12 protein-coding genes are annotated in these 12,241 nt (G+C 67.3%); 1 reads left to right on the forward strand and 11 read right to left on the reverse strand.

Annotated elements, in window-relative coordinates:
* The first annotated feature begins 91 nt into the window (after positions 1 to 91).
* Positions 92 to 2,209 carry a transglycosylase domain-containing protein gene (locus tag WV31_RS03350; RefSeq protein ID WP_085372259.1) on the forward strand — a complete coding sequence of 706 codons (2,118 nt, stop codon included), beginning with the start codon at positions 92 to 94 and terminating at the stop codon, positions 2,207 to 2,209.
* A 19-nt stretch (positions 2,210 to 2,228) separates the two neighbouring features.
* On the opposite strand, the gene WV31_RS03355 is transcribed toward WV31_RS03350, so the two are convergent.
* The 11 genes from WV31_RS03355 to gap all read right to left on the reverse strand — a co-directional run bounded on the left by WV31_RS03355 (position 2,229) and on the right by gap (position 12,028).
* Positions 2,229 to 2,702, reverse strand: a complete 474-nt coding sequence (locus tag WV31_RS03355; RefSeq protein WP_085372260.1) for a YcgN family cysteine cluster protein — start codon at positions 2,700 to 2,702, stop codon at positions 2,229 to 2,231.
* 14 nt (positions 2,703 to 2,716) lie between these two features.
* Entirely contained in the window at positions 2,717 to 3,220 is a 504-nt protein-coding gene (locus WV31_RS03360) for a hypothetical protein (protein WP_085372261.1), read from the reverse strand.
* A gap of 38 nt (positions 3,221 to 3,258) precedes the next feature.
* Positions 3,259 to 3,846, reverse strand: a complete 588-nt coding sequence (locus WV31_RS03365; RefSeq protein ID WP_085372262.1) for a hypothetical protein — start codon at positions 3,844 to 3,846, stop codon at positions 3,259 to 3,261.
* A 119-nt stretch (positions 3,847 to 3,965) separates the two neighbouring features.
* Positions 3,966 to 5,192 (reverse strand): polyhydroxyalkanoate depolymerase, encoded by a 1,227-nt coding sequence (locus WV31_RS03370; protein WP_085372263.1) that lies wholly within the window; start codon positions 5,190 to 5,192, stop codon positions 3,966 to 3,968.
* A 142-nt stretch (positions 5,193 to 5,334) separates the two neighbouring features.
* Positions 5,335 to 6,663: a cobyrinate a,c-diamide synthase gene (locus WV31_RS03375; protein WP_085372264.1), complete on the reverse strand. Its 1,329-nt coding sequence runs from the start codon at positions 6,661 to 6,663 to the stop codon at positions 5,335 to 5,337.
* A complete protein-coding gene (locus WV31_RS03380; RefSeq protein ID WP_085372265.1) occupies positions 6,656 to 7,258 on the reverse strand; it encodes an SCO family protein in 603 nt (200 codons plus the stop codon). Before WV31_RS03380 ends, WV31_RS03375 begins: the two co-directional genes overlap by 8 nt.
* Positions 7,259 to 7,275: 17 nt before the next feature.
* Complete coding sequence (locus tag WV31_RS03385; protein ID WP_145980726.1) at positions 7,276 to 8,043, reverse strand: sulfite exporter TauE/SafE family protein; 768 nt, start codon at positions 8,041 to 8,043, stop codon at positions 7,276 to 7,278.
* Entirely contained in the window at positions 8,031 to 8,810 is a 780-nt protein-coding gene (gene cobA / locus WV31_RS03390) for a uroporphyrinogen-III C-methyltransferase (protein WP_085372266.1), read from the reverse strand. Before cobA ends, WV31_RS03385 begins: the two co-directional genes overlap by 13 nt.
* Positions 8,811 to 8,847: 37 nt before the next feature.
* A complete protein-coding gene (gene cobM / locus WV31_RS03395; protein WP_085372267.1) occupies positions 8,848 to 9,609 on the reverse strand; it encodes a precorrin-4 C(11)-methyltransferase in 762 nt (253 codons plus the stop codon).
* A 101-nt stretch (positions 9,610 to 9,710) separates the two neighbouring features.
* Positions 9,711 to 10,958, reverse strand: a complete 1,248-nt coding sequence (locus WV31_RS03400) for a phosphoglycerate kinase (protein ID WP_085372268.1) — start codon at positions 10,956 to 10,958, stop codon at positions 9,711 to 9,713.
* Between the two features lie 71 nt (positions 10,959 to 11,029).
* The gene (gene gap, locus WV31_RS03405; protein ID WP_085372269.1) at positions 11,030 to 12,028 is read right to left on the reverse strand and encodes a type I glyceraldehyde-3-phosphate dehydrogenase; all 999 of its coding nucleotides are present in this window, start codon (positions 12,026 to 12,028) and stop codon (positions 11,030 to 11,032) included.
* Positions 12,029 to 12,241: the final 213 nt, after the last annotated feature.

Raw genomic sequence — 12,241 nt, forward strand, 5'->3', positions numbered from 1 at the left:
AGGGCCTCTTCAAGAGATTCGACCGGACTCTACATCCAATGAACGGATGTTGCCAGTTCCGAGCGGCCCCCGCCCCGTGGTAGAAGGCGCCATGGCTGTTCCTCCTTCGCGTCCCAAGGGCGCCGGCAATCCGTTCAAACTTTCCATCGACCCCGCCGACCGGCTGTTGCCCAGCGGCTCCGGGGGCGAGATGCCGCCGCGCGAGCCGCCGCCCTCGAAAAAGGCGCGCGAGCCCCGCGAGCCCAGGAAGCCCAAGGCGCCGAAGAAGAACGGCGGCAATGGCGGCGGCCGGCGGATCTGGCTGCGGCGCCTGCTGATGTGGGGCCTGACGCTGGTCATCTGGGCCGGTATCGGCGTGGCCGGCATCGTCGCCTATTACGCCATCGACCTGCCCGACATCGACCGCATGACCGCCCAGACCCGGCGGCCCAGCGTGGTGTTCCATTCGGTCGAGGGCGAGACCTTCGCCGCCTATGGCGATCTCTACGGCGAGCCGCTGGAACTGGCCGAGATGTCGCCCTTCATCGCCCAGGCGGTGCTGGCCACCGAGGACCGGCGCTTCTACAGCCATTGGGGCGTCGATCCCATCGGACTGGCCCGCGCCCTGTTCGTCAATTTGCGGGCCGGGCACACGGTGCAGGGCGGCTCGACCATCACCCAGCAGCTGGCCAAGAATCTGTTCCTCACCCCCGACCGCAACATGAAGCGCAAGGTGCAGGAAGTGCTGATGGCCTTCTGGCTGGAAAAGCGCTTTTCCAAGGAACAGATCCTGGGGCTCTACCTCAACCGGGTCTATCTGGGCTCGGGCACCTTCGGCGTCGACGCCGCCGCCAAGCGCTATTTCGACGTCTCGGCCCGCAAGGTCGACGTCTACCAGGCCGCCGTGCTGGCCGGATTGCTGAAGGCGCCTTCGCGCTATTCGCCCTTGAACGACCCCGAGGCGTCGCGCAAGCGGACCAGTGACGTCTTGGACAACATGGTCAAGGCCGGCTACATCGACCAGAAAACCGCCGACACCGTTCAGGTCACCGGCGCCGCCCAGCTGGTCAAGCGCCCCATCCCGGCCGGGCGCTACTTCGCCGACTGGGTGATGAGCAATCTCGACCAGTTCGGCGAGGTGGCGGGCAAGGACATCGTCGTCCACACCACGCTGGACATCAGCCTGCAGCGCAAGGTCGAGGCCGACCTCAAGGCCATGATGGCCGGCCCCGGCGCCAAGGCCCACGCCTCCCAGGGCGCCGTGGTGGTGATGAGCCCCGACGGCGCCATCCGGGCGCTGACCGGCGGCAAGGATTACGACGACAGCCAGTTCAACCGCGCCACCCAGGGGCTGCGCCAGCCGGGCTCGGCGTTCAAGCCCTTCGTCTACCTTACCGCCATGGAGAAGGGCCGCACCCCCGACGACGTCTACGACGACGCCCCCATCCGGCTGGGCAACTGGAGCCCCGGCAATTACACCGGCAAGTATCTCGGCCCCATTCCGCTGCGTCAGGCCCTGGCCGAATCGGTCAACACCGTCGCCGTCAGGCTGGTGGAGGAAGTGGGCCCCGCCCGGGTGATCGCCACGGCGCGCCGTCTCGGCATCACCGCCGATCTGCGGGGCGACGCCACCCTGGCGCTGGGCACCAGCGAGGTATCGCTGCTGGAGATGACCACCGCCTATGCCGCCCTGGCCAACGGCGGATACGGCATCGCCGCCTATGGCGTGTCGCACATCACCGATCCCCAGGGTCAGGTGCTGTATCAGCGCCAGGGCGCGGGTTTCGGCCAGGTGGTGTCGCCCGCCGCCCTGGCCCGCATGCACGACATGATGAGCGCGGTCATCACCCAAGGGTCGGGCAAGGCGGCGCGCCTGGACCGCCCGGCCGCCGGCAAGACCGGCACCACCCAGGATTACCGCGATGCCTGGTTCATGGGCTTCACCGCCGATTACGTCACCGGCGTGTGGATGGGCAACGACGATTACCGCATCGAGATGAAGAAGGTCACCGGCGGCGGCCTGCCCGCCCAGTTGTGGAAGCAGATCATGGTCGCCGCCCATCGCGGCCTGCCCGCCCGGCCGCTGCGCACGCCCGAGATTCCGGCCGAACCCAATCCGGCCGAAAGCGTCGGCGACTTCGTGGCCGGCGCCGCCCAGGCGGCCGGCGACGTGGCCAAGGGCATCGGCGGGGCCATCGACGATCTGCTGAAGGGGATCTTCGGGCGCTGATCCGCCCGAAGGCGACCTGCTATTCCGGCCAGGTCACCACGTGGTAGTCCAGGAGGTCGGCGCGCGATTCGGCGATGACCTTGCCGCGCACCGAGATGCCGGCCCGGTGCACCGTCTCGGGATCGCCCGAGACCAGCGGATGCCACCATTGCAGCACCTTGCCCTCGGACAGCACCCGGTAGGCGCAGGTGGAGGGCAGCCATTTCAGGGTGGGCAGCACCACCGGGGAAAGCTCGACGCAATCGGGCACCTGGTCCCAGCGCTTCGCATAGTTCTTGCAGCCGCAGGTGTGCAGGTTCAACAGCCGGCAGGCCACGTTGGTGTAGTGGACCTCGCCGGTGTCGGCGTCCTCCAGCTTGTGCAGGCAACAGCGGCCGCAGCCGTCGCAGAGCGATTCCCACTGCTCCCGGGTCATGGCGGACAGCGGGGTGGTCCGCCAGAAGGGCGGGGCGTCGGGGCTATCGGGTTCGGCGGCGGGCCGGGACGGCGACATCAGGTTCCTCGTTTTCACGGACCGCAAGGGTCCTGGGGGTATCCGAAATGGGAGCGGAGCCGGCACTTGGCCTTGGCCTCGCGGTACCAGTCCTCCTCGAAATACTCCCGCCCCGCCCAGAACAGGGTGACATAGGGGCTGCGCAGGCGATGATACCCCTTATCCCGCTCCGGCAATACCTCGACCTCCCCCTGGGTCACCATCTCGCCGATGGGAAGCAGGCGGTCGCCGTGGCGCTTCATGACGTAGGCGGCACAACCGGCACTGCCGCAATGCTCCCCTACTGACAGGGAAACGATGATCTCCGGCATACCATCTTCGTCCAGGTCAACCTCCACAACCTCCAATCCACGGCGTAAGCGGTCCCGGAAGTGATCGAAATCGTAGTCCCCCAGAATTTGACCCAGCCCCTGGATGGCAGCATCGGTGACGTCCTGAGATTGCGGCGAGGTAAACTGGAGCGTCTGAATCGTTTCGCCTGCGCAGGCGGCCAATGCCAGAACGGCCAGAACAGACACACATTCCAGTCTGGATAATCTCATGGCTCAACTCGAAGCTATCGCTTCAAACGACTATAGGCGGTCGGCTCCGCCAGCCGCAATCGCGTCTCGATCGACCGATGGATATCGGAAAGCGCTTGGCCGTGGGAATGGCCGCCATAGCTGTCCAAGTCACGAAAATAGCGGGCCGTTTCACCGGCTCCCTGGCGGTGGGCCGCCGCCGCGATGCCCGCCTCGGTCACCGTGATGTTGTCGCCGTTAACGCCGACATAGGTGGTCCCGACCCGGTCATAGAGCCGCTTGCCCATGGCCTGCTCCTCGTTGCGGCGCATGACGTCGGTCATGGCCTTTTCCTGGGCCTCGGGATTGTCGAGAAAATCTCCGATGCTGGTCACCCCCTCGGCTTCCGCCTTGGCGGTCCACGAGCCGTCGGCCCTGCGCCAGCCGGCATCCTCCAAGGCCGTCCGGGTCAATTGGTAACGCCCCAGCGGCTGGCCGGAGATCTTCAGATTGGCCTCGCCGTAGCCGTCGTTGGGCTTATCGTAGGAATTCTCCAGCGCCGAGATCTGATTGCGGAAATCGGAATTGGGGTGCTTGGACCATTGGCCCCGGCGGTCACGCGGTTGGTTGGGATCAAAGCCCATCTCTGCCTCCAAATGAAACGACCGCCCCATCGAATGACGGGGCGGCCGGACATGGTTCGGGTGTTGATGGGATGAACCTAACGGCTCGCCCGGCAGAGGTCAAGAACAAATAGCGAACATCATCCCTTGTCGTGCTGGCGGATGAACTCGCGGACATTGGGATAGACTTCTTCGCGCCAGCGGCGGCCGTTGAAGACGCCATAATGGCCCACCTTGGGCTGCAGGTGGTAGCGCTGCTTCTCGGGCGCCAGATTGACGCACAGATCGTGGGCCGCCTTGGTCTGGCCGACGCCGGTGATGTCGTCCTTCTCGCCTTCGATGGTCATCAGGGCGGTGTGGCGGATGGCGCCGGGGTCGACCTTGCGGCCCCGCGACACCATGACGCCACGGGGCAGGTGGTGCTCCTGGAACACCTTGCGGATGGTCTCCAGGTAGTAATCGGCCGGCAGGTCCATCACCGACAGGTACTCGTCGTAGAACTCGCGGTGCTGGGCGGCGGAATCGCCGTCGCCCTTGACCATGTTCTGGAACAGCTTGACGTGCTCGCCCACGTGGCGCTCGAGATTCATGCTCATGAAGCCGTGCAGCTGCAAAAAGCCGGGATAGACCTTGCGGCCATGGCCGGGATAGTTCATGGGCACCGAGTGGATCACCGTGCGCTCGAACCACGAGTGCGGCTTGTGGGTGGCCACGTCGTTGACCTTGGTGGGGTTGACGCGGGTGTCGATGGGGCCGCCCATCATCAGCATGGAGCGCGGCTGGTTGGGGTTGCCCTCGGCCGCCATCAGCGACACGGCGCACAGCATGGGCACCGACGGCTGGCACACCGCCATGACGTGGGTGTCGGGCCCCAGGAATTCCATGAACTCCACCAGCAGGTCGATGTAGTCGTCCAGGGTGAAGTCGCCCTTGGCCAGCGGCACGTTGCGGGCGTCAATCCAATCGGTGATGTAGACGTCATGCTCGTGCAGCATGGTCTCCACCGTGCCGCGCAGCAGGGTGGCGAAGTGGCCCGACATGGGGGCCAGCAACAGCACCTTGGGGTCGTTGCGCCCTTCGACCACCCGCTTGAAATGCAGCAGATTGCAGAAGGGGGTGTGGTGGACCACCTGCTCGACCACGTTCACCGTCTCGCCGTCCACCGTGGTGGTGTGCAGGTTGAAGGGCGGCTTGGGATAGCGCCGGGTGGTCCGCTCCACCAGCTCCGCCGTCGCCGCCACCGTGCGGCCGAACTTGGTATAGGCCATGGGCACCCAGGGGTGGCTGTACACCGACTGCATGGCCTCGGCCAGCATGCGCATGGGGGCGAAAGCGTGGTGCTGCATTTCGTGCAGGTGATAGAGCATGTCCGTCGATCCCAGGCTGATTGGAACGGTGGCGTGGTTTTTTGTTACAGGCGGATGACATTCCCCGCAACAAAATTATTCGGCACTATGGTGCAGAATTCGCCTTGACCCTGGAATCATTTCATGCTGCGCCGCAGCACATTCAAGGGGAGGCGGCCGTATCGATCAGATGGACGAAGGACCCGCTCACCCGCCCCTCGGCCAGCCCGGCCCGGCCCAGCAGGGCGCCCGGCGCGTCGGAGATGCTGAACAGCGGCGCCCCCTCCTCGGCCAGGATGGAGGCGTAGTGGAATTCGTGGCCGCGAAAGGCCCCGCCGCTCCGGCCCAGCGCCCCGTCGGCGGCCAAGGTAGCCCGGCGATAGCCCAGATGCAGCCTGCGCCTGGCAAACGAGGTTTCCAGGCCCAGCAGCCCGGCCATGGCATGGCGGGTCCCCTGGGCGTCTTCCATTCCCCGCCCCAGCACCATGTAGCCGCCGCACTCGCCATAGAGCACCGCGCCGCGTTTGGCAGCATTGCGCACGCCGTCCAGGAAACCGGCATTGCCCGCCAGCAGCCCGGCATGCAGCTCAGGGTAACCGCCCGGCAGATAGACGGCGTCGGCGGCGCTTTCCGGTCCCTGGTCGGCCAGGGGCGAGAAGAAGGAAAGCTCGGCCCCGGCATCCCGCCAGCCTTCCAGCAAAGCGGGATAGGCGAAGGCGAAGGCGGTGTCGCGGGCCACGGCGATGCGGGCGCCCAAGGGCGGCACCGTGGCGGCACCGGTACCGCCGGGCAATCGGGACGGCCGGGCCAGGGCGACCAGTCCGTCCACGTCCAGATGCTGTTCCACCAGGGCGGCGGCGCCGTCGAGAAAGGCCTGGAGGTCGGCGCGCTCGGCCGCCTGGACCAGCCCCAGATGGCGCGACGGCGTCTCGAGGCCCGACGAGGGCGGCAGGAAGCCCAGCAGGTGAATGTCGGGGCAGGACATGGCGCAGGCCGCCCGGATGGCCGCCTTGTGCTTGTCGCCCGCCACCCGGTTGAAGATCACGCCCCGGATGCGCACGTCGGGCCGCAGATGGGCGAAGCCGGCCAGCACGGCGGCCGCCGAGCCGGTCATGCCGCGCCCGTCGATGACCAGAACCACCGGCCAGCCGGTCATGGCGGCCAGGTCGGCGGTGCTGCCGTCGGGCTGGCCGGCGGGCACGAAGGCGCCGTCGAACAGCCCCATCACGCCCTCGCAGACCAGCAGTTCGGCCCCGTCGCCCGCCTTGGCCGCCAGGGCGCCCAGGGTAAGGGCGCGCATGGCCCAGGAATCCAGGTTGTAGCAGGGCCGGCCCGAGGCGCTCGCGTGGAAGGCCGGATCGATGTAGTCCGGCCCCACCTTGGCCGAGCCCGTCGCCACGCCGCGGCGGGCCAGCAGGCGCAACAGGCCCAGCGTCAGCGTGGTCTTGCCGCTGCCCGAGGCGGGCGCGGCGATGATCAGCCCTTTAACCAACGTGCTTCTTCAGCCCCGCCGCCAGGTCGTCCACCGAGATGCCGTGGGTGAAGTGAGCCACGAACTTGCCGTCAGGCCCCATCAGGTAAAGGATGGCCGAATGGTCCACGGTGTAGTGCTCGGGGCGGTCGCCTTTGACCTTGGCGGCATAGACCTTGAACTCCTTGGCCACCTTGGCCACCTCGTCCGGGCTGCCGGTCAGGCCGACGATGTCGGGGGAAAAGGCGCCCACGTATTCCTTCATCACCGCCACGGTATCGCGCTCGGGGTCGACGGAAATGAAGATGGGCACCACCTTCTTGGCGTAAGACGGCCCCAGCTTCTCCATCACCGCCGTCACCGTGGACAGCGTGGTCGGGCAGACGTCGGGGCAGAAGGTGTAGCCGAAGAAGATCAGCATGTAGCGATTGCGGAAATCCCGGTCGCTCACCGCCTTGCCGTTATGGTCGGTCAGCTGGAAGGGGCCGCCGATGGCCGGAATGGCCTTGGCGCCCTCGGAATTCTGGCCGCTCCAGATCACCAGGCGGACGCCGAGAACCACGAAGCCGACGACGATCACCGCCATCAGGGCAAGCAGGCTGCGCGAGAACTTCATCCCTATTCTCTCCGTCTTCAGGAAGCAAGAAGCTGCCAGGCCATGAAGCCCAGCATCCCCGCGTTCAGAACCAACAAGGCGGGCGCCGCCCGCAACAGCGGGGCCCGCCAATGGGACAGGGCCGCCTGCCCCACCGCCGCCACCACAACAAGCATGGGCACCGTTCCCGCCCAGAAGGCCAGCATGCCCAACGCGCCGGCCACCGGATTGCCGCCCGCCGCCGCCGCCGCCAGGGCGGCATACAGCAGGCCGCAGGGAATGAAGCCCAGCATGACCCCCAGCGCCCAGCCGCGCAGCCCGAAGGGGCGCGCGAACAGCGGCCCGGCCATGCGGCCGACCGCCCTCGCCCAGGCACTTTCGCCCCCGCCTCCGGCCAGCGCCTTGATCCCGGGCAAGGCCATGGCCAGAAGCAGCAAGGCCGCCACGCCCAGCAGCAGGGCCGCCAGCAGCCGGAACGATCCCGCCCCGCCCAGAATGCCGCCGAAGGTCGCCGCCCCGGCGCCCAGCCCGCCATAGGTGGTGGCGCGGCCCAGATGATAGGGAGCCAAGGCCGCGCCGGCCAGCCGCCGCATCTCGGTCATGCGCTCGAGCGGAATGGCTTCCAGCCTTGCCGCGCATTGCGACAGCACGAAAGGCCCGCACATGCCGGCGCAATGGGTCAGGCTGCCCACCAGGCCGGTGACGAACAGGCCCAGGATCAGAGTCTCGCGCCCGTCGATGCCGACCTTGCAGATGCCCATGCCGGCATGGGCCAGATCGGTCAGGAGTTCGATCACGGAATCCACCAGTCCAGTTGGCGGCGCAGTTCCACCACCGGGCCGACCACCAGAAGCGCCGGAGGCTTGAGGCCTGCCCGCTCCACCGCCTGGACCGCTTCGGCCAGGGAGGTTTCCAGTACAATCTGGCGCGGCGTGGCGGCATTGCAGACCACCGCCACCGCCTCGTCCGCCTTGCGGCCCGCCGCCATCAGGCGTTCCGTCAAAAGGTCCAGGTGCTTCAGGCCCATGTAGAACACCAGGACCGGCGCACCGCGCGCCAGGGCGTTCCAATCGAATTCGTCGGGGATCTCGCCGTCGGGGCCATGGCCGGTGACGAAGGCCACCGCCGAGTTGGTGTCCTTGGACGTGACCGGAATGCCGGCATAGGCCAGCCCGCCGATGCCCGCCGTGATGCCCGGCACCATGCGGAAAGGAACGCCCGCCGCCACCAGGGCCAGGGCCTCTTCCGGCCCGCGCCCGAAGACGAAGGGATCGCCGCCCTTGAGACGCAACACCTTCTTGCCCGCCCGGGCCAGATCGATCAGCCGTGCGGTGATGTCGGCCTGCCGCGCCGAAGCCTCGCCGCCGCGCTTGCCCATGGACTCGGCCGCCACACCGGCGGGAATGAGCGCCAGAATGCGGGCATCGACCAGGGCGTCGTGGACGACTACGTCGGCGCTGCGCAGCGCATGCAGCGCCAGCAGGGTCAGCAGGCCGGGGTCGCCGGGACCGGCGCCCGCCAGCCAGACGGAACCGGGTTCGAAAACGGGAAGGTCGAAAGGCAGGTCGAGCATGGTGGCCCGTACTATAGGACGTTGTTCGGTCCGAGTCTCACCCCTTGGCCGGGCGAAGCACGTGGGTATGGTCCTCGGCGTAAAGGCGCGAATCCGTGAACTCGGCGCCCCCCAGCACCCGGCCCACCAGGATCAGCGCGGTGCGGGTCAGCCCCGCCGCCTTCACCGATTCGCGGATGTCGGACAGGGTTCCCCGGATGAAGCTCTGGTCCGGCCAGCCCACCCGGAAGGCCACCACCACCGGGCAATCCTCGCCGTAAAGGGGCGACAGCTCCTTGACCACATGGGCCAGGTTGCTCACCGAAAGGTGAATGGCCAGCGTCGCGCCGCTTTTGCCCAGCGTCGCCAGGTCCTCGTTGTTGGGCATGGCCGACGAGCGCACCGAGGTGCGGGTCAGGATCACCGTCTGGCTGATGTCGGGCAGGGTCAGCTCGGTGGACAGCGCGGCCGCGGCCGCCGCGAAGGCGGGCACGCCCGGCGTCACGTCATAGGGAATGCCAAGCTGGTCCAGGCGGCGCATCTGCTCGGCGATGGCGCCGTAGATGGACGGATCGCCCGAATGGACGCGGGCCACGTCGTGTCCCCTGGCGTGGGCAGCCTCCATCTCGGCGATGATCTCGTCCAGATTGAGCGGCGCGGTGTCGACCACCTGGGCCGAGGGCATGGCCTCGGCGACGATCTCGGGCGGCACCAGCGAGCCGGCGTAGAGCACCACCGGACAGCGGCGGATCAGGTTCAGCCCCCGCACCGTGATCAGGTCGGGAGCACCGGGGCCGGCACCGATGAAATGGACGGTCATGAATTACCTTCCGAAAATCGTCATGGCCGGGCTTGACCCGGCCATCCATGGACCCCCGGGTCAAGCCCGGGGGTGACGATGAAGATTGGCGGACTTCAATCTCAGCCGCAACCGCCGACGCCGCCGGCGCCGCAGCCGCAGCCGGTGCCGCGCACCTGGTCGGGCTGGACGTGCAGCGCCGCCACGCCGGGCAGCTCCTTGCCTTCCAGCCATTCCAGGAAGGCGCCGCCGGCAGTCGAGATGTAGGAGAACTTCTCCTCCACCCCCGCCTTGGCCAGGGCCGAGACGGTGTCGCCGCCGCCGCCCACGGTGAGCAGCTTGCCCTTGGCGGTGAGAGCCGCCGCCGCCTGGGCCACGGCGTTGGTGGCCTTGTCGAAGGGAGCGATCTCGAAGGCGCCCAGCGGGCCGTTCCACACCAGGGTCTTGCAGCCTTCCAGCAGCTTGACCACCGCCTGGGCGGAAGCCGGGCCGGCGTCGAGGATCATCTTGTCCTCGGGCACGGCATCGACGGAGACCACGGCATTGGCGGCGTTCTCGGCGAACTCGCCGGCCACCACCGCGTCGGTGGGCAGCACGATGCGGCACTTGGCCGCCTCGGCCTTCTTGAGGATCTCGCGCGCGGTATCGGCCAGATCCTTCTCGCACAGGGACTTGCCCACCGCCTTGCCTTGGGCGAACAGGAAGGTGTTGGCCATGCCGCCGCCGATGATCAGGTAGTCCACCTTGGCCACCAGATTGCCCAGCAGGTCCAGCTTGGTGGAGACCTTGGCGCCGCCGACGATGGCGGCCACCGGCTTTTCCGGGACTTCAAGCGCACGCCCCAGGGCCTCCAACTCGGCCTGCATCAGGCGGCCGGCGGCGGCCGGCAGCAGGTGCGCCAGACCTTCGGTGGAGGCATGCGCCCGGTGCGCGGTGGAGAAGGCGTCGTTGACATAGGCGTCGCCCAGGGCGGCCAGCGCCTTGGCGAAGGCGGGGTCGTTCTTCTCTTCCTCGGGATGGAAGCGGACGTTTTCCAGGAGCGCGATGTCGCCGTCCTTCATGGAGGCGATCAGCTTTTCCACCTCCGGCCCGATGCAGTCGTCGGCCCAGGCCACCTTCTTGCCCACCGCACGCGCCAGCGGCTCGACCAGCAGCTTCTGCGAGTACTTGTCCTCGCGCCCCTTGGGGCGGCCGAAATGGGTGAGCACGATGACCTTGGCGCCCTTGTCCGCCAGCTGGATCAGCGTGGCGGCCGAGCGGTCGATACGGGTGGTGTCGGTAACCTTGCCGTCCTTGGCCGGGACGTTGAGGTCGGCGCGCACCAGCACCCGCTTGCCCTGGACGTCCAGCTTGTCGATGGTCCGGAACATGGAAGCTCCTTATGTCTGGAAGAAATTCGGGCGGAAGGGAGACCCTTCCGCCCGGTTCCGTGCGATGCGGCTTACTTGGCGATGTGCTTCAGGAAGCGCAGCATGTTGCAGGTGTAGCCGTACTCGTTGTCGTACCAGGTGACGACCTTGACGAAGGTGCTGTCCAGCGCGATGCCGGCGTCGGCGTCGAAGATGGACGGCATGTTGCAGCCGACGAAGTCGGTGGCGACCACCTTGTCCTCGGTGTAGCCCAGCACGCCCTTGAGCGCGCCTTCGGACGCCGCCTTCATGGCCTTGCAGATGTCCTCGTAGGACGCGTCCTTGTTCAGCTCGACGGTGAGGTCGACCACCGAGACATCCGAGGTGGGAACGCGGAAGGCCATGCCGGTCAGCTTCTTGTTCAGCTCGGGCAGCACCTTGCCCACCGCCTTGGCGGCGCCGGTGGACGACGGGATGATGTTTTCCAGGATGCCGCGGCCGCCGCGCCAATCCTTCGACGACGGGCCGTCGACGGTCTTCTGGGTGGCGGTGGCGGCGTGCACGGTGGTCATCAGGCCGCGCTTGATGCCCCAGTTGTCGTTCAGCACCTTGGCGACGGGGGCCAGGCAGTTGGTGGTGCACGACGCGGCCGAGACGATCTTCTCGCCGGCATACTTCTCGTGGTTCACGCCGTAGACGAACATGGGGGTGTCGTCCTTGGAGGGAGCGCTCATCAGCACCTTCTTGGCGCCGGCCTTGATGTGCTTCTCGGCGTTGGCGGCGTCCAGGAACAGGCCGGTGGACTCGATGACGATATCGGCGTTGACCTCGTTCCACTTCAGCTCGGCCGGGTCCTTGACGGCGGTGAGGCGAACCTTCTTGCCGTTGACGATCAGGTTCGAGCCTTCGACCGAGATGTCGCCGGCAAAGCGGCCATGCACCGAATCATACTTCAGCATGTAGGCGAGGTAGTCGGGCTCGAGGAGGTCGTTGATGCCGACGATCTCGATCTCGGGGAATTCCTTCGCCACGGCGCGGAACACCATGCGACCGATGCGGCCGAAGCCGTTGATGCCAACGCGAACAGTCATAATATCCTCCACTTGGTCCGACACTTTCGTCTCGCAGGCGGCCCTGGCCGGGGGCTTGGATGGGGTGGCGCCGGCGCGCGCGGGAAAACGGCGCGCCCAGGCCTGCGGAGTCGGGGAACCATATTGCACAGAGTGCGTTCCGAATCCAGTGCTGGGTGGGGGCGAATTCCGGCCATGACTTTGCCGCATTCCAGGGTGATACAAATCGGGCAC

This window comes from Magnetospirillum sp. ME-1 (assembly GCF_002105535.1).
Classification (GTDB): domain Bacteria; phylum Pseudomonadota; class Alphaproteobacteria; order Rhodospirillales; family Magnetospirillaceae; genus Phaeospirillum.